The sequence below is a fragment of the Colwellia sp. BRX10-9 genome, from assembly GCF_014077405.1.
GTDB lineage: Bacteria > Pseudomonadota > Gammaproteobacteria > Enterobacterales > Alteromonadaceae > Colwellia_A.
This window is the reverse complement of the sequence record NZ_JACGVV010000009.1, coordinates 52,719-76,419: the sequence shown is the minus strand read 5'-3', so window position 1 is coordinate 76,419 and position 23,701 is coordinate 52,719. Positions and strand designations below refer to the sequence as shown.

Below are 23,701 nucleotides of genomic sequence, written 5' to 3'. Positions count from 1 at the left end.
ACGTTTTATTACGAATTGGGTCGGCTTTAATTGCTAGTGGCTTAGTTTTGTTCATGGTAGAATAAATGCCATTGTATTTCTCAGTATTTATGGACTTTCTACTATGACACAAGACAATAGTTTGTGTGACATCGGCTTTATTGGCCTTGGTGTAATGGGTAAAAATTTGGTGCTAAACTTAGCCGACAACGGTTACAGTATTGCTGCTTTTGATTTAGATAATGAAAAAGTGCTTGGCGTTATTGCCCAAGACAAATTGGAAAATGGTGAAAATAAGCAACGTGTTCACGGTTGCTCATCATATACAGAATTATTATCGCGATTAAAAACTCCCCATCTTATTGTACTTTCTGTACCTGCTGGTGCTCCTGTTGATCAAGTCTCTGAGAGTTTGATTGGCGCTGGTATTCAACCCGACGATATTATTATTGATACAGGTAATAGTCTGTGGGTTGATACCGTTGCTCGTGAGAAAAAGTATAAGAGTAATTTTATTTTATTTTCTTCAGCTGTCTCTGGCGGTGAAGTCGGCGCTCGATTTGGACCTGCTTTAATGCCCAGTGGCTCTCCTTATGCATGGACTCGCATCAAACCTATCTGGGAAGCCATATCAGCTAAGGTTGACGCCGAAACAGGTAAACCTTTAGAGCGGACTAAGCCAGGAGAAACCATTAAGAAAGGTGAACCTTGTGCCGCCTATATTGGCCCAGCCGGTGCGGGTCATTATGTAAAAATGGTTCATAATGGTATTGAATATGCGGATATGCAGATTATCTGTGAGGCTTATCATACTTTACGTGCGGGTTTAAATTTATCAACAGATGAGATTGCTGATATTTTTGAACAATGGAACCAAGGTCCTCTAGACAGTTATTTAATGGAAATATCTGTCGAAGTACTTCGCCATAAGGTGACCGAAGATAACATCCCGCTAGTGGATTTGATTCTCGATAAAGCGGGGCAGAAAGGTACAGGTTTGTGGACTGCGATGAGCAGTTTAGAATTAGGCACACCAGCTCCCACTATTGCCCAAGCGGTATACGCACGTTCCATCTCTTCATTTAAAGATTTAAGAGTGCAGAGTTCAAGTCTGCTTAACGGCCCTGAAGCTAAGACCTTAAATGCACAAGAAAAAACAGCGTTTATTGCTCGTTTACATGATGCGATTTACTGTGCGAAAATTTGTGCTTACGCCCAAGGTTTTCAATTAATGAAGCAAGCGGAGCAAGAGCATGATTGGGAGCTAGATTTTGCCAGTATTGCAAAAATATGGCGAGCGGGTTGTATTATTCGTGCAGCATTTTTACAATCTATTACCGATGCTTTTAAACGTAATGCGAAGTTAGAAAATTTAATGCTAGATGCATTCTTTGTGGAGCAATTAAATGCTCATCAATTAAATTGGCGTAAAACTGTTGCAGAAACCGCTTTAATGGGAATTTCAACCAGTGCAATAAGTTCATCGTTGACCTATTATGATGCGATGCGTACTGCGGTTCTTCCTGCAAATTTATTACAGGCACAAAGAGATTTTTTTGGTGCACATACTTTTGAACGTGTTGATCAAGCGCCAGGAAAGAAATTTCATGTTGAATGGTCACACCCTGAGCGCGAAATGATCGAATTTGGTCATTCAAAATAAAAAGGTGAAAATATATGTCTAAAGACCCTTATCAAGATAAGTTAACACCCGAGGCTTTTCGAGTATGTCGCTTGGCTGCCACAGAGCAACCGTTCAGTGGCGAGTATAACGATCATTGGCTAGCCGGTGTTTATCATTGTGCCTGTTGTGAAAAGGAGCTCTTTTCTTCAACAGATAAATTTCAATCGGGTTGCGGTTGGCCAAGCTTTTCTGCCGCTATTAGCCCAAATGTCGCCTACATTGAAGATGACAGCCTTGGAATGATGCGTACAGAAATCACTTGCAGTACGTGTGACTCTCATCTGGGTCATGTATTTGATGACGGCCCACAACCCACCGGTAAACGCTATTGTGTTAATTCATTAAGTTTACAGTTTAGCGCACTTTAAAAAGACAAGGTTTAATCTCTTGATTAAACCTAAACCTTTGGTGATTCAAAGGTTCCCGCTTCAATTTTATCTAAGGTTATATTGGCAATTTTATCTAATAATGTTTTATTTAATTTATAACCTACAACATAATTATTTAAAGACTTTTCAGTCACTTCTTTATTTTCTGGCGAATGTAAACGTAAAATTCTTAACCAAAGATAAGCTTTTTTAACATCTTGCTTTTCTATAAATATCGTTGCTATTGACTGAAAGATTTCTGCATTTATTTTCTGATCTGGTTGGTATAATTGCAAAGCTCGATAAAGTAACGTTAAGGTCTTTTTAGGATCTGTTTTTGTATAATGCGTCGCTAAGTTATATTGCGACCTTGAATTTTCAAGGGCTTTTGTCCCTTCTTGTGCTAAAAATTTATTTAAAGATTCTTCGTTGATATATCTCGACCAGTGATAGTAGAGCAGGTGAGGGTGATCTGAGGTTATTGTTTCTTTTGATATCTCTTTGATACGATTCTGTGCTTGAATTGCGTTATCAACTCTCATCGTTTGTTTATGTTTTAATTTAATATGCTCAATTTTTGAGGCATGAACCATACATTGTGCATAATCTTCGTAAGCAATGAGTTGATGATATTTATGTAGATCTGAACTAGCCAATTTTTCCTCTAAATTAGAAAAACCCACCGTAATACGTTCTCGTTTACACCATGAGTCTTCTTGAAATTCATTACAGATTTCAGAATTACTTTCACAAAGTTCAGCAAAGTTTGGCTTGCTATCACAAGCGGTTAATAAAAAAATTAGAGAGAAGTAGGCTATTATTGTCTTCATTTTTGTCCCATATTTGAGCGTGATATTATCTGTAACTAGTGGCGAAAGTTTTCAGGTTCGATTACAATAGTGCCGCAATTAATTATTATTGTTATTAGTGCTAATATTAATAATAACTCATCGTTCAATTGACTGAAATAAAAAGGTTTACGCAATGACTTCTCATCTTGAGGAACAATACCAAGCTAGCTGGCAAGAACGCCAAACATTTGCTGAAAATATGCAACCTATTATAGGGCAACTTTTCAGAAACAAAGGTCTCGAAGTATCTATTTATGGTCGTCCATTAGTTAATGCTTCTGCAATTGATATCATTAAAGCACATAAATCTGTTGCGCTACATGAAGACAGTAAATTACGTTTACGTGAAAGCTTTCCTTTTATTGATGCATTAAGACACATGGATTTAGCACCAGCACGTATTGATGTCGGTAAATTGGCCTACCGTTATTTATTTCTAGGTAAAGCTAATGGTCTGTCAATTGAGCAGTTTTTAGAAAAAGAATTAGTATCAATTAATAAAAATACTGACCCACAAAAGTCTAAAGATGTTGTTCTTTATGGTTTTGGTCGTATCGGTCGCTTATTAGCGCGTCTGTTAATTGAACGCGCAGGACCCTGCTCAACATTAAATCTACGTGCTATTGTTATTCGCCCAAGTGGTAAAGGTGATTTAGCAAAACGTGCCAGCCTATTACGTCGTGATTCAGTGCATGGTGCTTTTAACGGTAGTATTACTATCGATGAAGAAAATAGTGTCATTAAAGCTAATGGCGCATTTATTCAAGTTATTTACGCAAAAAATCCTAGCGAAATCGACTATACCCAATATGGTATTAATGACGCTTTAGTTGTTGATAACACCGGTGTATGGAGTGACGAAGAAGGTCTAGGGCAACATTTGCAATCAAAAGGTGTTGCTAAGGTATTGTTAACAGCACCCGCTAAAGGTGATATTAAAAATATCGTTTATGGCGTGAATCAAGATATGATTTTAGCGGATGACAAAATTGTTTCTGCAGCGAGTTGTACCACTAACGCTATTACACCAGTGTTAAAAGCCATTAACGATGAGTTCGGTATTAAGAATGGCCACGTTGAAACGGTTCATTCATATACGAACGATCAAAATTTAATTGATAACTACCATCCAGCTCCTCGCCGCGGTCGTAGTGCACCATTAAATATGGTTATTAGCACAACGGGTGCTGCTAAAGCGGTTGCTAAAGCATTACCTGAATTGAAAGGTTTGTTAACGGGTAACGCGATTCGCGTACCAACACCAAACGTTTCAATGGCTATCATGAATTTGAATTTGAAAAAATCAACTGATAAAGAAGCGTTAAACGATTACTTACGTAATATTTCGTTAAATTCTAAGTTACAAAATCAAGTAGATTATACGGCTTCAACTGAAATCGTCTCTACTGACTTGGTTGGCTCTCGATACGCTGGAGTTGTTGACTCTCAAGCAACGATTGTTGATGGCGATCGCGCTGTATTGTATGTATGGTATGACAATGAATTTGGTTACAGCTGCCAGGTAGTTAGAGTAATGCTAGAAATGTCAGGTATTCAGGTACCAACATTACCCGTTAATTAGTCTATAAGTTGATAACATTGTTGGTGTGAGTTGATGCCAACAATTTATAGCGAAAAAAAAGCCGCACTTTATTTATATAGTGCGGCTTTTTAGTTTATACGGAAAAATTATTTTCCAGCGTTCGCTATTATAGCTCTCGCCATTTCATCAGCTACTTTACCTGTTGGTAAGTTTTTCTCGTTCGCAGTTACAAAAACATTCATTAGTGTGTGATAAATATTTTCGACCAAACTTGTCGCCTTATCAGCACAATAAGGTTCAGGATAAATTTCAAGGGCAACATTTATAATTCCCCCAGCGTTAATGACGTAGTCAGGAGCATACAAAATACCCTTGTCTAAAAGGACTTGGTCATGGCGACTTTCTGCAAGTTGGTTATTAGCACAGCCGGCAATGATCACCGCTTTAAGTTCTGCAATGCTATCGTCATTAATCGACGCGCCTAACGCACAAGGTGAAAATACTTCAACATCTTGTTTGTAAATATCGTCTAAGCTAACAACTGTCGCATCTAACTCGGCAACGGCTTTATCTAAAATTTCTTGGTTAATATCAGTGACGATTAATTTCGCACCCGCAGCATGAAGTCGCTCACAAAGTGAATAACCAACACTACCAAGCCCTTGAACAGCCACTTTAATACCGGTTAAATCATCAGATCCTAATTTAAACTTAACCGCTGCTTTAATACCTAAAAATGTACCTAGCGCAGTGAAGGGGCCTGGATTACCACTTTTTCCTTCAAGACCCGAAACATAGTCGGTAACTTGATTAACAATAGCCATATCACCAGTAGTAATATTTACATCTTCAGCGGTGTAATAACGGCCACCTAGATTATTAACGGCTTTGCCATAAGCTTTGAATAAATCGTCTGACTTTAAGTGTCTAGGGTTACCAATAATAACCCCTTTACCACCGCCAAGTTTTAACCCAGCCATAGCATTTTTGTAGGTCATGCCTTTTGATAAACGTAAAACATCTTTTAATGCTGCTTCATCATTTACATAATCCCAAAAACGACAGCCACCTGCTGCCGGTCCAAGTGCAGTACTGTGTACTGCTATGATAGCTTTTAAGCCTGTTGCATCATCGCTGCAATAAACAACTTGTTCATGATTGTCGAAATCTACTAAATCAAAAATTGCCACTTCTAAATCTCCACGTAAAAAGTTTTGTTAATATTCTTTTTACTTCTGTAATAAGAGTTGTATTGTTTCGATGCGCACAATACCACTTAGCCTAATGTTGCGCTAGCCGTCAGATCAAAATATAACGGTCACTATGTTAGGGTAAATGTATAGAATAAAGCACAAAATTTAATAATAGTGGCAAAAGGATAAGAAGAGTGGCTTATTAGGAGAGTAGGAATTAATAAACTAGTGATTAAAAGCGAAGCGGGTAGATTTTTTTATATTCTCAACAGCACAGGTCATACGCTGTCTTGGCATACCTGCTTCCATAAATACTGCGCCAGCACTGATAAAGTTAAATTTTCTAAAATATTCAACATCATCAAGTGGACTATAAATAAATACTTCATCAAGTTTGAGATCTTTAGCAATAGCCAGTAAACCTTTGACAACATCTCTGTCGATGTTTCTTTTTCTAAAAGACATCAATACTGCGATGCGAGAAATTTCACCCGTAGATAATATACGGCCCGTTGCAACGGGCTCTTGAGTAATATCATCACAAACTAAGACATGAAATGCATAGTGATCTTTTCGGTCAAACTCTATTTTTCGTGGAATACGCCATTCACAAATAAAAACTTTTTCGCGGACATCTCTTAATAGTGATGCCGCTTGTTCCCAATTTACTCTACTGACACTGAACGACATTATAACTATTCCACGTGTTGTTATTCAATATACCAAAAGCCCATATTTAGAACACTAGTCAATAATTGTTCATTTTTCAAATTTGTTAGTAAACTTTTTACTGTTTGAGTGGTCAAAGTTTGCTGTTTTGTTAGGTATGTCGCTAATGTGATTGTTTCTTTATCAATTAAAAAGCTTTCACCATTAATATATAAAAAACTTGTTTCGTTGGGCGCTTGTTCCTGATGTTGAAAAGGAACAATTAAGCTTTTTATCCCGGAAACAGGCACTAAGGTGTTTTCTGCTTCAGCCAGAATATCGGAAAGTTGTTCGCTGTCGATAGGCGTGACCGGCATTAATATTTCTAAGGCATGGTGGTTCTGTGTAAGATATTTGCCGATAAAAGGAGTAAATAACTTATCGTCATCAAGTTGTGCTTTCATGAACGCCTTTAACTTTTCGATATCCATTTGTTCAAGTTGTTCGGGATGACTGGTTAGTGTACGTTCATTATCAGGAAAACGTGCTTCTCCAAGGTTTTCATCTATTAATTTATCAGCAAAACCAGACCATAATTCCTGATTGTTCGGTGCTTGAAAACCAATAGAAAAATTCATCGAGTTCTCTAATGACACGCCATTGTGTGGATGATTTGGTGGAATATAAAGTAAATCACCTGCTTCGGTTATTTCGTCGATAACAGCAACAAAACTAGAGACTTGTTTTAAATCAGGGTGAGGTAATAGCTGTTTTAGTGAACTATCAGGCGCACCAACTTGCCAGCGACGCTTTCCTTCACCTTGCACAATAAAGACATCGTACTGGTCTAAATGAGCACCAACACCGCCATTGGGTGTTGAAAAGCTAACCATTACATCATCAATACGCCATTGTGGAATAAAATTAACAGCTGCTAGCAATGATTGGGTATCGCGAGACCAATTATTTACCGCCTGCACCAGTAGCGTCCAGTTCTGTTCGCCAAACTTATCGAATGAATCAAAAGGACCTTGCTCTACTTGCCAGTCACCATTATTACAGGCAATAATACGCGATTCAATTTCGCTTTCCATCGCGAGGCCAGCAAGTTCGTTGGCATCAATTGGGTCGGTGAAGTCTTTGAACGCACCTTTTATTAATAACGGTTTTTTTTGCCAATATTCTTTTAAAAACTGCTCAGGCGTTAATTCGCCCCAATGGATTTTTTGCATTACGTGTTACTCTCTATTTTACTACTGTTAATTGGCGTGCATAAATGCACTAATACCATAATAAATCAGGGCGTTGCTAAAAAGCCAAGACATATAGGTTTCCGTTTATCCTGAACATATACGTTCATTGGCATCCATGCCATCACGTTATACCGTTCATCCTGAACATAAAAAGGAACCGCGAGGTTCCTTTTTATTAGCATACGTTTAGATAAAACTAGTCTAATTCGTTAATAAACTCTACTGCGCGACCTATGTAACTCGCGGGTGTCATTTCACATAACTGTGCTTTAGCCGCATCAGGTAATTCAAGCGTCATAATGAAAGCGCGCATTGAGTCGCCATTAACGCGTTTACCGCGAGTTAGCTCTTTTAATTTTTCGTATGGCTTTTCGATACCATAACGACGCATTACTGTTTGTACGGGTTCAGCTAAAACTTCCCAGTTGCTGTCTAATTCAGCAGCTAGATTTGCTTCATTTACTTGTAACTTACTAATACCTTTTAATGTAGCGCCGTAAGCTATCATCGCATGAGCAAAACCAACACCTAAGTTACGTAAAACCGTTGAATCAGTTAAGTCACGTTGCCAGCGAGAAATCGGTAATTTTTGCGCCAAGTGGGTAAATAATGCATTAGCAATGCCTAAGTTACCTTCAGAATTTTCAAAGTCAATTGGATTAACTTTATGTGGCATTGTTGATGAACCAATTTCACCTGCAATGGTTTTTTGCTTAAAGTGACCCATCGCGATGTAACCCCAAATATCACGATCAAAATCGATTAAGATGGTGTTAAAGCGGGCAATGGCATCAAATAATTCGGCAATGTAATCATGTGGTTCAATTTGAGTCGTAAAGGGATTAAACGATAAACCTAATGAAGTAACAAATTCATTAGCAAATTCATGCCAATTAACTTCAGGGTAAGCTGATAGGTGTGCATTGTAATTGCCAACAGCACCATTAATCTTACCTAATAATTCAACATCAGCAATTTGGGCACGTTGACGTTTAAGACGAATATAAACGTTGGCCATTTCTTTACCCAAAGTACTTGGAGAAGCAGGTTGACCGTGAGTACGACACATCATTGGAATGGTTTTGTATTCAATTGCTAGTGCTTTAATTGCCGCTAATATTTTATCCATTTCTGGTAATAAAACGTCGGTACGACAGTCATTTAACATTAAACCGTGCGAAAGGTTGTTAATATCTTCAGATGTACAAGCAAAATGAATAAACTCAGTGACTGCGTTTAATTCAGCATGATCAGCAATTTTTTCTTTTAAGAAATACTCAACCGCTTTTACATCATGATTAGTGGTCGCTTCAATGTCTTTAATACGCTGTGCGTCTACTTCACTGAAGTTATCAACAATCGCATTTAATGTTGCCGTAGCGTCATTACTAAAAGCCGGAACTTCTGCAATTTCTGTCGTTGCTGCAAGTTTTTGTAACCAACGAACTTCAACGGTAACACGGTATTTTATTAAACCAAATTCACTGAATATAGGGCGTAATGACTTAACTTTGCTGCCATAACGACCATCTACTGGAGATATTGCACTTAACGCTGAAAGTTCCATAGGGTTTTCCTAATATTTAAAGTAAGGTTAAAAACTAATTTTGAATTTGTTTAACAAGCTTTGAGCAGCTGCTCGGCACATTCAACCAATTTTGAACGTGAAAATAAAATACTTCGGCGTTGTCCACCGACCTGTCGCCATAAAACACTTGAGCGAATACCGGCTAATAACAAGGCACGTATCTTATGTTGATTGACTGATTGCTTTAATATAGCGGGTTCGCCTGCTACCTGGATAGGTGTTCCGAGCGGGCTGATCAAATCGCTATAAATTGACGCTAAGCTCGAAACGAGTGTTTCACTGGTAATGCCATAATGTACTAATTGACGTTGGCTTTGGCTAATTCGTTCACCGAGCGCATTCATTTTATCGCTATATTTACTTAAACGACGCTCTAAACCCAGTAAGCTCACCACATAACGGGTGATCTCAGGATCTTTGTTAGTTGATTTATTGCCTAAATGGTTAACTAGTGTTGTTAATCCTATTTTTAAATGACTCATTTCACCACCGTAAACTTCCATGGTGTTTTTAGGCGATGTGATCATGACACTATTAAGTAATAAGGCGAGTTCGTCTTCGTCTATTTGCCCACTACGAGATATTTTTTGTACCCAATAAGCGACTTGACAAACCGCGGCAAGTGTTAGGGTTTGTTCATTTATACTGTTCATAACTATTAACTGCTCAACTAATTTTCGTTATAACTTAACGGATAAGTGTGTTGATGATACCGCCGCCAAGACAAATATTATCTTGATAAAAAACTACAGATTGTCCTGGTGTTACTGAACTTTGTGCTTCATCAAACATGACTAAATATTCACCATCGCTCATCGGAGATAGATGACAAGGGACATCATCTTGGCGATAGCGGGTTTTAACGGTACATTTTATTGGCGTATCAAGAGGTTTGCGGTTCACTAAATGCAATTGATTACCGATTAAACCTTTAGAAAATAGACGAGGGTGGTTATGACCTTGACCAACAATTAAAACATTGCGCAATAAATCTTTTTCAACAACGTACCAAGGCTCTTCTCCGGCATTAGCTAAACCGCCTATGCGAAGGCCTTTGCGCTGACCTAGCGTGTGGTACATTAAACCGTCGTGCTCACCAATGACATCGCCTTCAGCGGATTCAATTTTTCCTGGCTGCGCGGGTAAATATTGACCTAAAAAATCTTTGAATTTACGCTCACCAATAAAACAAATACCCGTACTGTCTTTTTTATTATGAGTGATTAAGTCAGCCTGTTCGGCAATGGCGCGTACTGCAGGCTTTTCGATATTACCCACAGGGAATAATGTCCGTCCCACTTGCTCATCGCTTAGCGTATATAAAAAGTAACTTTGATCTTTATTACTGTCTAAACCGCGTAACATAGCCCACTGACCATCAATAAACTCACGCTGAACATAGTGTCCGGTGGCAATATAGTCGGCATCTAAGTCTTCACAAGCAAACTCTAAGAAGGCCTTAAATTTGATTTCTTTGTTACACATAATATCAGGGTTCGGCGTGCGACCTGCTTTATATTCAGCTAAGAAATACTCAAAAACATTATCCCAGTATTCTGTTGCGAAATTAATGGTGTGTAACTTTATACCGAGTTTGTCACAAACAAGTTGTGCATCTTCGAGGTCTTGTGCCGCTGCACAGTATTCATCGGTATCGTCTTCTTCCCAATTTTTCATGAACAGGCCTTCAACTTGATAACCTTGTTCAATCAATAAGTGTGCAGAAACAGAGGAGTCAACACCGCCAGACATACCAACAATTACTTTGGTGTCGTGTGGTGCTTTACTTATAGGCGCGGTGTTTTGGTTTTCAGCGCTCGATGATACTTGTGATGACATTAAAACTACAAATCTAGAGAAAAAGGCGAAAAATTATAGCATGTCAGGATTTAGGGGCATAGATTAAAGATTGGATTTTAATGAAGATAATGATATTTTTTTTCCATTTTTCAAAACAGCTAAGTAATCCTCAATACATTCCAAGACCAGCGTGCTGCGTAATTGTGCAGATTTTGCTTTTATTTCATCAAATGACAGCCAATGGGTGGCAATAATCTCATCATCTTGAGGGATACTTTGTAGAAATTCATCAAGTTCGATAACAAAACAAAATCGAAGGTAATAAAGATTAATATCCGGGCGATAAAAATAATAAATACCTGAAACATAATTCGGCGAAAGTGCTAAGCCTGTTTCTTCAAGAACTTCTCGTTCAATGGCACTAATTAAGTTCTCATTCGCCTCTAAGTGTCCAGCAGGTTGGTTAAAGACTTTTTTACCTTTTTCAATTTCTTCAACCAATAAAAACTTATTTTGATGAACAATAATAGCTGCCACGGTAGCATTGGGCTTAAATTGATCTTCGCCATGGTCATTACCGGCAGTGTTAACCGCTAGTGTCATATTCTTATTCACTTTTAAGTTGTTGGTAATGGCCATTTTCGATACCGTCAAGGCTGTATTGACCAATGCTGTAACGGATAAGTCGTAGCGTTGGAAAATTAATAGCCGCGGTCATTCTGCGGACCTGCCGGTTCTTTCCTTCGGTAATCGCGATACTGAGCCATGTCGTGGGAATATTCGCTCGATCGCGTATCGGCGGATTACGTGGCCAAAGGTCTGGTTCATTGATCACTTTTACTTTCGCTGGTAACGTTTGGCCATCTTTTAGTTCTACGCCCTTTCGAAGTTTTTGTAAATCAGCTTGCTGTGGTACACCCTCGACTTGTGCCCAATAGGTTTTTTCAGTTTTTTCGGTTGGGTTAGCCAGTTTGTGCTGCAATTTCCCGTCATTGGTCAGCAACAATAAGCCTTCACTGTCGCGGTCTAAACGCCCAGCGGCATAAACGTCTTTAATCGGAATAAAATCTTTTAAGGTTTTACGCTGCTGATCGTCAGTAAATTGTGACAGTACATCAAAGGGTTTATTGAAAAGTACTAACACTCGATCTGCTGGGGCAGGGCGAGGCTTAACATCTTTTAATGCGCGACTCTTAGATAATCGACGATTAGTTGAGTTTGACGCTTTTGCACGCTTAGTGAGGTTAGTCAAAGCTTATCCTTTTGAAATAATTTGATAGGGCGGTAAAGAATCAAGTAATTGCTTACCATAGCGCTTGGTCACTAAACGTTTATCCATTAAAGTAATGATACCGGTATCTTTCTCATTTCGCAGTAATCTTCCTGTCGCTTGAATCAGTTTTTTGGATGTTTCTGGCACTGAAATCGACATAAAAGGATTGCCGCCTTTAGCGGTAATGTATTCAGCTTGTGCTTCTTCAACGGGTGATGTTGGAACAGAGAAGGGTAATTTGGTAATAATCAAATTCGTTAAATATTTACCGGGTAAATCTAGACCCTCAGAAAAACTTTGTGTGCCAAAAATTATACTGGTTTTATCTTCATCACAGCGTTTTCTATGGGCCTCTATAATATGCTGACGTGACTGCTCACCCTGAACTAGAATCTCCATTTTGTGCTGCTCTCGTAAGGATTTAGCTACTTGCTCCATTTGCCAATACGAAGAAAATAGCACTAAACAGGCTTTTTCTTGCTTAATTAACGCCGGTAACTCATTAATTAATTCATCGGTGAACTGAGGGCTACTTGGCTCATTTTTCATTTTAGCGATAACAAGTTGCGCATTGTTTTGATAATCAAACGGAGAGTCGACTTTTTGATATTGGGTGCCATCATTAATTTGTAAACCGACCTGGCGTCGAAAATGCTCAAACGAATTCAATGCTAAAATAGTGGCTGAACATAATACCGCCCCTTCACATTTTGACCAGAGAATATCTTCAAGGGTAAAGCCAACTTCAATAGGGGAAGCCGACACTAAAAAGTCACTACGTTTCCCTGTCAGTTTTTCGAACCACCTTGCCATTGGAGCGCCTTTCTCACTGTCTGTTTTGGCATACATTTTCCATAGTGAGTTGAAATTTTCTAACCGTTGGATCATAAAACCAGCTTCTGCAAGTAAGGGCTCGGCAACAAACATTTTACACTCCCCGTCTTTCACTGACTCCATCAATAAGTTATATAGCTTGTTGCAATGTCCTAAACATTTTTTACTGAGCTCTGCTAAATCTTTAGCTGAGTTTTTTAAGTTCGGTGGAACGATTCCGTTTTCAAAACGATATAATGCCGCCTCGTCATCACGAGAGAAACGGCTATTTTCTTTAGCTTTTTCATTGAAATATAACGCCTGATTGTTTTCGATAAAGCTCGCTACTTTTTGCATTTCCATTAATAAATCTTGGCAATCGTCCCCTAACTTTAACGAGGGTGAAATGGCCGAAGTCGACTTTATTAATTTTGCCATCTTATCGCCGGTTTCTTTTAACTTAGTTAGCCAATCAATGGCACCTTTAATGGCAACATTCGCACTTGAATGATCACGGGTTACTTTAGGCAGATGATGTGCTTCGTCAATAATGTAAAAAGTGTCTTCTGGCGAGGGTAAAATAACACCTCCACCAAGCTCTAAATCAGCCAGTAATAAACTATGGTTAATGACCAACACATCGGCAGACTCCATGGTTTCTCGAGCTTTATGAAAAGGGCAATGGGTGTGATCGGCTAAATGTTTTAAACAACTGTGTTTGTCACATTGAATTTGTTGCCATAAATGATGAGGGATAGGGTCAGCCCAAGAATCTAGATCGCCTTGCCATTTATTATCCGTTAACGCTTTATGTAAATGATGTAATAGCTTTATATCCATGGCATTAGGTTTTTGCGCAAAGGTGAAACCGGCCTGAGGTGAATCGTCTTGACTGACAGCCAGCGCTAATTTTTGCCGACAAACATAGCGTTGGCGACCTTTGACTAAGGTGAAATTAAAATCTAAGCCTGAATGTTTTTTTAAGAAGGGTAAATCTTTATCCACTAATTGTTCTTGTAGCGCAACTGTTGCAGTAGAAATACAGACCTTTTTTTGACGTGACATCGCTAACGGAATAGCGCCTAATGAATAAGCCAAGGATTTACCCGTACCGGTGCCGGCTTCTATGGTAATAATTTTTCGCGCTTTATCGTATTCTCCCGCAAGAGTTTTAGCTATTTCGGCAATCAAAAAAGTTTGCTGTTTTCTTGGATGAAAGTTTTCTAAATTTTCACCAATGGTTTTATACGATGTGCGAATTGCTACTTTAATTTTATCGCTTAGCATGCTGTTAGCCATTTAGGGTTCATTAGGTTATATACTCATTCCAGTTAAATAGGCTGAATCCTGTATCTTCAAATAGGATGAGTATATACTGCTGTATGTATTAACAGTTTATCGTTATCCGCAACGAATTAAAATAATTAATGTCATTAACTGTAGAAAAATTAACGCCTAGCTTGAATTATGGCTTTTTATTAACCCGTCAAGCCTATGATACCAAACAAGGTATCGAATTGTCTTTATGGGTTAAAACCCTTCAAGGTGCTGTTAATGTTATTGTGCAAAATCAACAGGCATTATTTTTTGTTGAACAAACGCAGCAACTACTCGCGCAAAGTCTCCTGTCGGAGCAGCGAATAGTAACGGCTAAAGTTACCCCGCTTGCGCTTAAAACCTTTAATCAACAACTCGTCAGTGGCTTTTATTTTTCAACGATGCGTGAATTCTATCGCGCACGCGATGTTTTAAAACAAGCCCAAATAAAATGCTATGAAGACGATTTTCGCCCTGATGAACGCTTTTTAATGGAGCGCTTTATTACCGCTGGTATTGAATTTATCCCTCGGTTAACAGCTTCATCGGTAACCGAATCTGCCAAACAGTTTTCACAGACTAACTTTGCTACCTTTTATAGTGACAAATGCCGAGCAACGGATAAGACTCAGTTACTTGATGATATTGCTTTAACTATGGTATCACTTGATATTGAGTGTTCAATGGCAGGGGAGCTTTATTCTATTGGCTTACATTCTCATAAAATGTCTGATGGTAAGCCGATAAAATGTGTTTTGATGATCGGTGATCAAAACAAGTTTTTAGCAAAAATAACGCAGTCCAAGTTATCTGACGCTGAGGCGACAGAAATCGCAGAGCACATCGTTTGGCTTGACAATGAACAAGCGCTGCTCGCTGAGCTGATCGCTTGGATAAAAATCCACGACCCCGACATTTTTATTGGTTGGAACGTGATTAACTTTGATTTTAATTTGCTACAAAAACGCTGTGATATTTATAATATCCCTTTTAATATCGGCCGCAATGATAAGTCACCTCGCTGGCGAACACGTTCGGCAGGCGGTAGTCAAAATGAGCAAAAATTTATTGATGTCGCTGGCAGAGTGGTCCTTGATGGTCTTGATTTACTAAAAAACGCGACTTATAACTTTCCAAGTTTTTCCCTTGATTTTGTTGCCAATGCCTTATTAGGTAAAGGGAAAAAGGTCGATGATGTTGACAATAGAATGCAAGAGATTAACAACAACTTTGCCAATGACAAGCTAGCTTTAGCCGCTTATAACCTTGAAGATTGCCATTTAGTTACCCTGATCTTTGAACAATCCTTGTTACTCGAATTCACGCGTTTGCGCGCCAAACTAACCGGTTTATCTATAGACCGTATTGGCGGCTCTGTGGCAGCGTTTACCAATTTATATTTACCTAAATTACACCGTAGTGGTTATATTGCGCCCAATATGGGCGATGGCTTGCAAGGGCTGATTTCTCCTGGTGGTTATGTGATGGACTCTATTCCGGGTTTATATAAAAATGTCTTAGTACTTGATTTTAAAAGTCTTTACCCCTCTATTATTCGAAGTTTTAATATTGATCCTATGGGCCTAATTGAAGGTTTACAATCACCTGAGACTAGTATCAAAGGTTTTGATGGTGCTTATTTCTCTAGAGATAAACATTTTTTACCTGAAATTATTAATGAGTTGTGGTTAGAGCGTGATATCGCTAAAAAAGATAAAAATGCGGCATTGTCGCAAGCGATAAAAATTATTATGAATTCGTTTTATGGGGTCTTAGGCTCTACGGGATGTCGATTTTTTGATCCACGTTTGTCGGGCTCAATCACTAAACGAAGCCATGAATTATTAATCACCACTAAAATGTGGCTAGAAGATGATGGTTATCAAGTAATTTATGGTGATACCGATTCTATTTTTGTCAGTGTTGACGATGATTTTAGTCACCAGCAATGTCAAAAGCTGGGTAAAACCTTACAAGATAAAATTAATCTTAGGTGGCAAGCAACGCTTAAAAAAGAATTTGCGATAGAAAGCCAACTTGAAATTGAGTTTGAAACACATTTTAGCCAATTTTTGATGCCAACCATCAGAGGGCAAGATGTCGGTACTAAGAAGCGTTATGCTGGCATTGTAGAAAAGAATGGCTCATCAGAATTGATTTTTAAAGGCTTAGAAAGTGTCCGCACCGATTGGACTGAACTGGCTAAAACTTTTCAACGAGAGTTGTATTTAAAAATATTTAATGGCGAACCTTTTGCTGACTATGTACGCAATATTGTTACTCAAACATCAGCAGGACAATTAGATCATTTACTGGTGTATCGTAAACGCATTCGTAGGCAGTTAGATCATTACGTTAAAAACGTGCCTCCACATGTGAAAGCGGCACGTTTAGCCGATGATATAAACAAGATAAATAAGCAACCGCTAAAATATCAGCAACGTGGTTGGATAGAGTACTTGATCACGACTTCTGGACCGCAAGCAAAAGGTTATGTTAACGCGCCACTCGATTACCAGTTTTATATCGATCGGCAATTAGCGACCGTTGCTGATGCTATTTTACCTTTTGTCGGGAGTAGTTTCGAAAAATTAACCAGTGATCAAATGAACTTGTTTCAATAGCCTCTGCTGTTTTAATTAATATAAATAAATCGTGCATCATGCTTGGAAAGATCATAAGGTGACTTTATTGAGTTAGCTATTTAGATGGCTAAATGAATTTTATGTTTTAGGATGAAAGATCATGATCAACGATACCAAAATAGTCAATGCGGGACGAAAATCAAAATGGACACGTGGCGTTGTTAATCCCCCAGTAGAACGTGCATCAACCGTTGTTTTTAATACGGTTAAAGAAATGAATCACGCAACAGCAAATCGTGGTAATCAAGTACTTTTCTATGGCAGAAGAGGCACCTCAACGGCTTTTGCTTTCGCCGATGCTATGACTGATCTCGAAGGCGGCGCTGGTTGTGCCATTTATCCATCGGGTACTGCGGCGATCACTAATGCTATTCTTTCGTTTGTTAAAACCGGTGACCATATCCTTATGGTCGATACGGCTTATGAACCCACGCGTGATTTTTGCGATAAAATATTGGTCAATATTGGCGTTGAAACGACTTATTACGATCCAACTATTGGCCGAGATATAGCCGGACTTATTAAAGAAAACACCCGACTTATTTTCTTAGAGTCTCCTGGCTCTATTACCATGGAAGTTCAAGATGTTCCCGGTATAGCTGAAGTTGCTCACCAGCATGGCTGTATGGTTATGCTCGATAATACTTGGGCTGCAGGGGTTAATTTTCAACCTTTTGATTATGGTGTCGATATTTCGATTCAAGCAGCGACTAAATATATCGTTGGTCATTCAGATGTGATGTTAGGTACGGCAATAGCCACTGAAGAGTATTGGCCACAACTGCGTGAAAACAGTTATCTGATGGGGCAATGTACTTCACCCGATGATCTATATTTGGCAATGCGTGGCATTCGTACCTTAGGTGTGCGTTTAAAACAACATCAAATTAGTGCGCTAAAAGTGGCTAATTGGTTAGCAACACGCGAAGAAGTTGATGTTATTCTTCATCCTGCATTCGAATCGTGTCCGGGCCATGAATATTTTAAGCGTGACTTTACTGGTGCTAACGGTTTGTTTTCATTTGTGTTAACCCGCGGTGATAAGCAATCACTTAATGCCTTACTTGATGGTATGGAACATTTTAAAATGGGCTATTCGTGGGGCGGTTTTGAAAGTTTAATTTTGGGTAATACCAATGTTGGCCGTTTGCGAACAGCGACAAAGTGGAATTATGAATATCCATTAATTCGCCTGCATATAGGTTTAGAGGATGTTGATGACTTAATTGCCGACCTTGCTCGAGGCTTTGATAGATTGAACACTGCCTTAGAAAATAAATCTTAGACAGTATTTTATTAAAAAATAAAGCTTAGGCTTTACGCGTTAAAAGTTTGGAATTTACATGCTGCTATGCACAACACAAAGGTTAACCATTAGGCACCTGAATGAGCAGGACCATGAATTTGTTCTGCAATTATTGAATGATGATGCTTTTATTAAAAACATTGGTGATAAAGGGGTTAGAGAGACTAAAGATGCAATTGCCTACTTAGTTAATGGTCCACTAGCAAGCTATAGCGAACAGGGTTTTGGGCTAAATTTAGTCGCTTTGAAAAGTGATAACACACCGATTGGACTCTGTGGTTTGTTAAAGCGGCCTGAATTGGAATTCCCTGACTTAGGTTATGCCTTGTTACCTGAATATTGTTCGCAAGGCTTTGCTCGAGAAGCCTCATTAGCCGTATTAAAAGTTGCTTATGACAATAATTATGCGGCAAATGTTGTCGCGATCACCGCACTAGAAAATACTCCCTCTAACGTATTATTAAAAAAGCTTGGTTTTGTATTTGAACAGACTATTGAGTTTTATGGGTCAACCAATAATCTTTATAAAGTCAGACTGGCTTCAATTTTTGAACAGTAACCAACTTTAAAGACAGTAACGTTTAACACTAGGATATGGACTTAAGTGCAAATATCCTAGTGTTGCCAATTTCCTCTCAAACCGTTTATATTAGGGTAAAGGACAAACCTCTAGCTCTTTTTGTTGATAATAATCAGCGGTTAGCCCGAGTAATTGTGGCACTGTTGCCGCAATTACAATAGAAGAGAAAGTGCCCACTAAAATCCCTGAAAATAGCGCAATAGAAAACCCCGCTAAAGACTCCCCGGCAAAACCCCATACAGCCATAATAGTCACTAAGGTTGTTCCTGAGGTGATCATCGTTCGCACTAAAGTTGATTTAATAGCTTGATTGATCACTTCATCTATTGTGGTGTCATGGGTAGATTTCATTATTTCTCTGATTTTGTCACCGACAATAATAGAGTCATTTAACGAGTACCCTACAATAGCTAATAAACTCGCTAATATTGTTAAATCAAAGGGGATACCAAACCATGCAAAAAGCCCCAGTACAATAAGCACATCATGAAAAAGCGCAATAACAGCCCCCGCGGCTAAACGCCATTCAAATCTAAAAGACAAATACATTAAGATAACAATGATTGCGGTTAATAGTGCTAAGCCACCTTGGTTAATTAAGTCTTCTCCGACTTGGCTGCCAATGTAAATAGCATCTTGAGGGCTAATGTTTAGTTGATTTTTGTCAGCAAAATCAGATAGCCATGCCTTATCTTGTAAACTGACGTTATTATCTGCTTGTTGAACACTCCAATGAGTCCCTTGCTCTGCAGAGGTCAGTTTAAAGCTTTCTGGAAGATAGTTACTGAGTAAGTTATTCATATCCTGTTGACTGAGTGATTTCTCGGTTGAAAATTCAGTTAAGTAACCACCGGTAAAATCTAAACCGAGTGCTAAACCTTTATTTGATAGTCCTACTAGCGCTATAACAACAAAAATCATAGCTATAAAACAACCCACTAGGCGAAAAACACTTAATTTAGACGTGCTATTTATTTTAAAATTTTTCATACATTAACACCTAATAATTGAGCTTTATTTTTTCGAATGACAAGGTTTGTTAAACTTTTAGAAACAAAAACGCCGGTGAACATACTGGTTAAAATACCTAAACACAAAATAAGGGCAAAACCTTTTACTGGGCCGTTGCCTATGGTGTATAAAATAATACCAGTGATCATGGTGGTTACATTGGCATCAAGAATTGTTGAAAATGCACTTTTATAGCCTTGCTCAACAGCTGATAGTACTTTATGTCCACGCTTTAACTCTTCTTTTATCCGCTCAAAGATAAGTACATTGGTATCTACAGCCATACCAACCGTCAATACTAAACCAGCAATACCCGGAAGTGTTAGTACTGCCCCAGGGAGTAACGACATCAACCCTAGTAAGCTTATTAAGTTTACTGTTAACGCTACATTAGCGATAAGCCCCAAAGTTCTATACCAAAAAACCATGAATAACAAAGTAAACCCCATGCCTATACTCAGTGCTTTTATACCATTTTTGATATTATTTTCGCCGAGTGTCGCTTCAATGGTGCGCTGTTTTACTATAGTTACTGGCGCTGTTAGCGAGCCTGCTCGTAATAATAATGACAGTTCTTGTGCCGCATGTTGGCTGGGCATGTTGGTAATACTAAACTGTGAACCTAAGTGTTGTTGAATGGTGGCAACATTAATTATTTTACTTTTTTTAACCATTTGATCATCAGCATCTCGATAAAACTCAGAAAACACCGTCACCATAGCATTACCAATATTTTGCTTAGAAAATTGCGACATCTTCTTACCACCTAAGCCATCTAAGGTGAGGTTGACTAAAGGCATGCTCATTTGATCTTGTCCTGCTCGAGCATTTTCGATATTACTACCTGAAAAAACTACCTGACTGTTTAAGGTAAACGTTCTGCCATGTTCGTCCGCCATGCGTAATATACCTGCTGCATTTGAGTTTTCGGCAAGCTGATAAAAATCAAGTGATGCCGTGGCACCTATAATACGTTTTGCTTCCTCGGGATCATGAACACCAGGCAATTCAATACGAATATGGTTTTTACCTTGTTGAAGTGTAACCGCTTCGGTTATACCCAGCTCAGCTATTCTTCCACGCATCGTTTTTAATGTTTGCTGCATAGTTTCTTGGCGAAATTGAGCTGTTTTTTGCGAGGAGTATGACAAGATCACTTGGTCATTTTGATTTTTTTGTTGAGATAAATCAGGGTAGGCTGCTTTTATTTTAGTGAAAAGTATAGCCATTTTACTTTTGTCAGCGTTAGAAAAATTCACCGAAAGGTTTTGATTGTCCGCATCTCTAGTAAGATCAATCTTATGTTGAACAACACTAACGCCTCGAATACGTTCTTCCATAGCTAGGGTTTTTATTGCTAATGCGATGTTTTTAAGACGGTCAAATAAAGCTTGTTTTGTATCGACATCAAGTACAAATAATACTCCACCACTTAAATCTAAGCCTAATTTTATTGGCTTAGCGTCGAATGATTGCAACCATGAGGGTACGCCACTTATCACCGAGGTCTCAACACGATAATGATTAAACTCATTAGATAAACGTGTGTTAACTGACGCTATGTCGGCTGTATTACTGAGTGTTATTGACGTTGTCTTATCAATAGTATGAATTTTATCAACGGTTAAGTTGTTCTTATTCAATAAACCTTTAAGCTCACTAGTCGTTAGTTTTTGCACGTTCGCATTAATAGGTGAGAGGACAATTGTGACTTTATCTTTATATATGTTGGGTAGGGCATTTACTAATAAAAAAACTAAGGTGAAAATAATTAATAGGTTTTGCCATGTAAAGTAACGATATGGCTTTTTTCTAGGTGAATTCATCATAAAATCTCGAAATTTTGCTACCTTTACTCTCTAAATTTTAGAAAAGCGCATGCAACAAGGGTCACTGTTAAAGCAGTGACGGGAAAAAGGAAAAATAAGTTAATAATGGTTAGATGATGAATCTATGAATGATAAGTCAGGCGAGCTGTGTATAGCGTATTGCCATCTTTCCAACCAGCAAGTCGATTAGAGTTTGAACGATGACTGAGTTGTTCATACCAATTAAGTTTAGCAGGAGGGTTTGCAAGATTTTTAAATAAACTTGCAGAGAGTTTTAGCGTAAAAAACTCAGTAACGAGAAGATAGTTTGGCGTGGTTTGTATTTCATTAATAAATAAAGAGGCGGAAATTAGATTTAAGCGCGGTAAGTTAACCACATCATCGGGGGCAATATTATCTATTAATACCGAAAAGTTTGATGTCGGGTGCGAGTGACTTTTTCCAATGGTCGATATACTAGAAAAAGTTAAATCGCTATTAGCTGAATTTTCAATAGGTAAAGCATTAGCCGTGGCAGCTAAGACAAATAAAAACAGGGTTATCGAAAAAGTACGCCACATAAGAAAAGTAAATTAATTATTAATATGGTGTATGTGTGGCAAAATATTTGTTTTTCAAGTGTAGAGGTAAAATAAATTGACTAAAGTCGCGTTGATTATTGTCGAAAAATCACCATTGTTGCCAACATTATCGATATATTGTTTTTAAGGCATTTTCTATTGGTATTGTCCGATTAACACTGCTAAGTTGTTGATGGGTTACCCATCTAGGAGTCTAGCCAGCGAGTTAGACATACACAATGAAAATAAATTCTAAGCGGTGCAATAACTGTACTTTTTAGCATTGAAGTAAAGAGAAATGACTATGTTCTACCAAACCGACGACGTTCGCATCAGTAAAATAAAAGAATTATTACCTCCAATCGCACTTATTGAGCGATTTCCAGCTTCTCAAGAAGCATCTAAGTCGGTATTTTCTGCACGTAAAGCCATTAGTAACATTTTTAATAATAAAGATGATCGCTTGCTCGTTGTCATTGGTCCTTGTTCAATACATGACACCGATGCAGCATTAGAATATGGCCAGCGACTAGTTAAACTGCGTAAAAAGTATGAAGACACGCTTGAAATTGTTATGCGAGTTTATTTTGAAAAGCCAAGAACAACGGTGGGTTGGAAGGGCTTAATTAATGACCCTTACATGGATAACACCTTTAAGCTAAATGACGGCCTTCGTATTGGCCGTAAATTATTACTCGACCTCAATGATATGGGGATGCCGACAGCTGGTGAGTTTTTAGACATGATAACGCCACAGTATATGGCTGATTTTATGTGTTGGGGAGCAATAGGGGCTCGTACTACTGAAAGCCAAGTTCATCGAGAACTCGCCTCAGGCTTATCTTGTCCAGTCGGATTTAAAAATGGTACAGATGGCACCATTAAAGTGGCTATAGATGCAATTGGCGCAGCAAGTGCTTCTCATCATTTTTTGTCGGTCACTAAATATGGTCATTCTGCTATTGTTCAAACAACGGGTAATAAAGATTGTCATATTATTTTACGAGGCGGTAAATCGACAAATTTTGACGCAGACAGTGTAAAAGTTGTGACTGAGCAATTAGAGAAGTCTTCACTTAACACCAAGATCATGATTGATTTTAGTCATGCTAACAGCAGTAAAAAGTTTAAAAATCAAATGCTCGTTTGCGATAATGTTTGTCAGCAAATTAGTGGCGGGAATGACAATATTTTCGGTGTCATGGTTGAAAGTCACTTAGTAGAAGGACGCCAAGACTTGATTGACGGAGAAGTGGCGACATATGGTCAAAGTATTACCGATGCTTGTATTGGCTGGTCTGATACAGAAGTCTTGTTGGCACAACTGAGTGAGTCAGTCGTTACTCGTAGAGCTTAAGTTTATTTTCTCTCTTCTTTAGGTGTATTAGTAAAGCCAATCAATTTTGATTGGCTTTTTTATTTGTAAACTCAATGTCGAGCGCTGATGTTATTGCCACTGT

The 23,701-nt window shown here is 38.4% G+C and carries 20 protein-coding genes; 7 read left to right on the top strand and 13 right to left on the bottom strand.

Annotation, left to right across the window (positions count from 1 at the left end):
- Positions 1-103: 103 nt before the first annotated feature.
- Complete coding sequence (gene gndA, locus H4J69_RS07720; protein ID WP_182222007.1) at positions 104-1,642, top strand: NADP-dependent phosphogluconate dehydrogenase; 1,539 nt, start codon at positions 104-106, stop codon at positions 1,640-1,642.
- Positions 1,643-1,656: 14 nt separating this feature from the next.
- Positions 1,657-2,031: a peptide-methionine (R)-S-oxide reductase MsrB gene (msrB, locus tag H4J69_RS07715; protein ID WP_182217623.1), complete on the top strand. Its 375-nt coding sequence runs from the start codon at positions 1,657-1,659 to the stop codon at positions 2,029-2,031.
- A 29-nt stretch (positions 2,032-2,060) separates the two neighbouring features.
- Here the strand turns inward: msrB and H4J69_RS07710 are convergent, their stop codons facing one another.
- Positions 2,061-2,861, bottom strand: coding sequence for a DUF2989 domain-containing protein (locus H4J69_RS07710; protein ID WP_182217624.1), 801 nt, complete (start codon positions 2,859-2,861; stop codon positions 2,061-2,063).
- A gap of 154 nt (positions 2,862-3,015) precedes the next feature.
- On the opposite strand from H4J69_RS07710, the gene H4J69_RS07705 reads away from it, so the two are divergent.
- The gene (locus H4J69_RS07705) at positions 3,016-4,464 is read left to right on the top strand and encodes a glyceraldehyde-3-phosphate dehydrogenase (RefSeq protein WP_070373724.1); all 1,449 of its coding nucleotides are present in this window, start codon (positions 3,016-3,018) and stop codon (positions 4,462-4,464) included.
- 107 nt (positions 4,465-4,571) lie between these two features.
- Here H4J69_RS07705 and H4J69_RS07700 read toward each other — a convergent pair whose 3' ends face one another.
- From H4J69_RS07700 to dinG, 9 genes are all read right to left on the bottom strand, one after another.
- Positions 4,572-5,615: an amino acid dehydrogenase gene (locus H4J69_RS07700; protein WP_182217626.1), complete on the bottom strand. Its 1,044-nt coding sequence runs from the start codon at positions 5,613-5,615 to the stop codon at positions 4,572-4,574.
- Positions 5,616-5,843: 228 nt separating this feature from the next.
- Entirely contained in the window at positions 5,844-6,308 is a 465-nt protein-coding gene (locus tag H4J69_RS07695; RefSeq protein WP_070373722.1) for a GNAT family N-acetyltransferase, read from the bottom strand.
- Positions 6,309-6,328: 20 nt separating this feature from the next.
- The gene (locus H4J69_RS07690) at positions 6,329-7,498 is read right to left on the bottom strand and encodes a cupin domain-containing protein (RefSeq protein ID WP_182222008.1); all 1,170 of its coding nucleotides are present in this window, start codon (positions 7,496-7,498) and stop codon (positions 6,329-6,331) included.
- A 217-nt stretch (positions 7,499-7,715) separates the two neighbouring features.
- Positions 7,716-9,086: an adenylosuccinate lyase gene (purB, locus tag H4J69_RS07685; protein WP_070373720.1), complete on the bottom strand. Its 1,371-nt coding sequence runs from the start codon at positions 9,084-9,086 to the stop codon at positions 7,716-7,718.
- 50 nt (positions 9,087-9,136) lie between these two features.
- Positions 9,137-9,760 carry a high frequency lysogenization protein HflD gene (gene hflD, locus H4J69_RS07680; RefSeq protein ID WP_182244472.1) on the bottom strand — a complete coding sequence of 208 codons (624 nt, stop codon included), beginning with the start codon at positions 9,758-9,760 and terminating at the stop codon, positions 9,137-9,139.
- 34 nt (positions 9,761-9,794) lie between these two features.
- Positions 9,795-10,946: a tRNA 2-thiouridine(34) synthase MnmA gene (gene mnmA / locus H4J69_RS07675; RefSeq protein ID WP_070373718.1), complete on the bottom strand. Its 1,152-nt coding sequence runs from the start codon at positions 10,944-10,946 to the stop codon at positions 9,795-9,797.
- A 63-nt stretch (positions 10,947-11,009) separates the two neighbouring features.
- Positions 11,010-11,510, bottom strand: a complete 501-nt coding sequence (locus H4J69_RS07670; protein ID WP_182217640.1) for an NUDIX hydrolase — start codon at positions 11,508-11,510, stop codon at positions 11,010-11,012.
- A 4-nt stretch (positions 11,511-11,514) separates the two neighbouring features.
- Positions 11,515-12,159: a pseudouridine synthase gene (locus tag H4J69_RS07665; protein ID WP_070373717.1), complete on the bottom strand. Its 645-nt coding sequence runs from the start codon at positions 12,157-12,159 to the stop codon at positions 11,515-11,517.
- Positions 12,160-12,162: 3 nt separating this feature from the next.
- Positions 12,163-14,280 (bottom strand): ATP-dependent DNA helicase DinG, encoded by a 2,118-nt coding sequence (gene dinG, locus H4J69_RS07660; protein ID WP_070376947.1) that lies wholly within the window; start codon positions 14,278-14,280, stop codon positions 12,163-12,165.
- Between the two features lie 140 nt (positions 14,281-14,420).
- Between dinG and H4J69_RS07655 the strand changes: the two genes are divergently transcribed.
- The 3 genes from H4J69_RS07655 (at position 14,421) to H4J69_RS07645 (ending at position 18,820) form a co-directional block, all read left to right on the top strand.
- Entirely contained in the window at positions 14,421-16,934 is a 2,514-nt protein-coding gene (locus H4J69_RS07655) for a DNA polymerase II (protein ID WP_182244471.1), read from the top strand.
- Positions 16,935-17,055: 121 nt separating this feature from the next.
- Positions 17,056-18,240 (top strand): cystathionine beta-lyase, encoded by a 1,185-nt coding sequence (locus tag H4J69_RS07650; protein ID WP_182222014.1) that lies wholly within the window; start codon positions 17,056-17,058, stop codon positions 18,238-18,240.
- A 58-nt stretch (positions 18,241-18,298) separates the two neighbouring features.
- A complete protein-coding gene (locus H4J69_RS07645) occupies positions 18,299-18,820 on the top strand; it encodes a GNAT family N-acetyltransferase (protein WP_182222015.1) in 522 nt (173 codons plus the stop codon).
- A gap of 90 nt (positions 18,821-18,910) precedes the next feature.
- Here the strand turns inward: H4J69_RS07645 and secF are convergent, their stop codons facing one another.
- The 3 genes from secF to H4J69_RS07630 form a co-directional block, all read right to left on the bottom strand.
- Positions 18,911-19,831 carry a protein translocase subunit SecF gene (secF, locus tag H4J69_RS07640; protein WP_182243417.1) on the bottom strand — a complete coding sequence of 307 codons (921 nt, stop codon included), beginning with the start codon at positions 19,829-19,831 and terminating at the stop codon, positions 18,911-18,913.
- The gene (secD, locus tag H4J69_RS07635; protein WP_404842818.1) at positions 19,828-21,678 is read right to left on the bottom strand and encodes a protein translocase subunit SecD; all 1,851 of its coding nucleotides are present in this window, start codon (positions 21,676-21,678) and stop codon (positions 19,828-19,830) included. The genes secF and secD overlap by 4 nt, the downstream gene beginning before the upstream one ends.
- 125 nt (positions 21,679-21,803) lie before the next feature.
- A complete protein-coding gene (locus H4J69_RS07630; protein WP_182218305.1) occupies positions 21,804-22,241 on the bottom strand; it encodes a hypothetical protein in 438 nt (145 codons plus the stop codon).
- Between the two features lie 304 nt (positions 22,242-22,545).
- On the opposite strand from H4J69_RS07630, the gene aroG reads away from it, so the two are divergent.
- Positions 22,546-23,598 carry a 3-deoxy-7-phosphoheptulonate synthase AroG gene (gene aroG / locus H4J69_RS07625; protein ID WP_182244489.1) on the top strand — a complete coding sequence of 351 codons (1,053 nt, stop codon included), beginning with the start codon at positions 22,546-22,548 and terminating at the stop codon, positions 23,596-23,598.
- The last annotated feature ends 103 nt before the right edge of the window (positions 23,599-23,701 follow it).

Excerpts from the sequence above, each read along its gene's own strand:
- H4J69_RS07705 (WP_070373724.1), top strand. The coding sequence starts at position 3,016 with ATGACTTCTCATCTTGAGGAACAATACCAAGCTAGCTGGCAAGAACGC.
- H4J69_RS07650 (WP_182222014.1), top strand. The coding sequence starts at position 17,056 with ATGATCAACGATACCAAAATAGTCAATGCGGGACGAAAATCAAAATGG.
- secD (WP_404842818.1), bottom strand. The coding sequence starts at position 21,678 with ATGAATTCACCTAGAAAAAAGCCATATCGTTACTTTACATGGCAAAAC.
- hflD (WP_182244472.1), bottom strand. The coding sequence starts at position 9,760 with ATGAACAGTATAAATGAACAAACCCTAACACTTGCCGCGGTTTGTCAA.
- mnmA (WP_070373718.1), bottom strand. The coding sequence starts at position 10,946 with ATGTCATCACAAGTATCATCGAGCGCTGAAAACCAAAACACCGCGCCT.
- msrB (WP_182217623.1), top strand. The coding sequence starts at position 1,657 with ATGTCTAAAGACCCTTATCAAGATAAGTTAACACCCGAGGCTTTTCGA.
- H4J69_RS07670 (WP_182217640.1), bottom strand. The coding sequence starts at position 11,510 with ATGACACTAGCGGTTAACACTGCCGGTAATGACCATGGCGAAGATCAA.
- gndA (WP_182222007.1), top strand. The coding sequence starts at position 104 with ATGACACAAGACAATAGTTTGTGTGACATCGGCTTTATTGGCCTTGGT.
- H4J69_RS07630 (WP_182218305.1), bottom strand. The coding sequence starts at position 22,241 with ATGTGGCGTACTTTTTCGATAACCCTGTTTTTATTTGTCTTAGCTGCC.
- dinG (WP_070376947.1), bottom strand. The coding sequence starts at position 14,280 with ATGCTAAGCGATAAAATTAAAGTAGCAATTCGCACATCGTATAAAACC.
- secF (WP_182243417.1), bottom strand. The coding sequence starts at position 19,831 with ATGAAAAATTTTAAAATAAATAGCACGTCTAAATTAAGTGTTTTTCGC.
- H4J69_RS07695 (WP_070373722.1), bottom strand. The coding sequence starts at position 6,308 with ATGTCGTTCAGTGTCAGTAGAGTAAATTGGGAACAAGCGGCATCACTA.
- aroG (WP_182244489.1), top strand. The coding sequence starts at position 22,546 with ATGTTCTACCAAACCGACGACGTTCGCATCAGTAAAATAAAAGAATTA.
- H4J69_RS07645 (WP_182222015.1), top strand. The coding sequence starts at position 18,299 with ATGCTGCTATGCACAACACAAAGGTTAACCATTAGGCACCTGAATGAG.
- purB (WP_070373720.1), bottom strand. The coding sequence starts at position 9,086 with ATGGAACTTTCAGCGTTAAGTGCAATATCTCCAGTAGATGGTCGTTAT.
- H4J69_RS07655 (WP_182244471.1), top strand. The coding sequence starts at position 14,421 with ATGTCATTAACTGTAGAAAAATTAACGCCTAGCTTGAATTATGGCTTT.
- H4J69_RS07710 (WP_182217624.1), bottom strand. The coding sequence starts at position 2,861 with ATGAAGACAATAATAGCCTACTTCTCTCTAATTTTTTTATTAACCGCT.
- H4J69_RS07690 (WP_182222008.1), bottom strand. The coding sequence starts at position 7,498 with ATGCAAAAAATCCATTGGGGCGAATTAACGCCTGAGCAGTTTTTAAAA.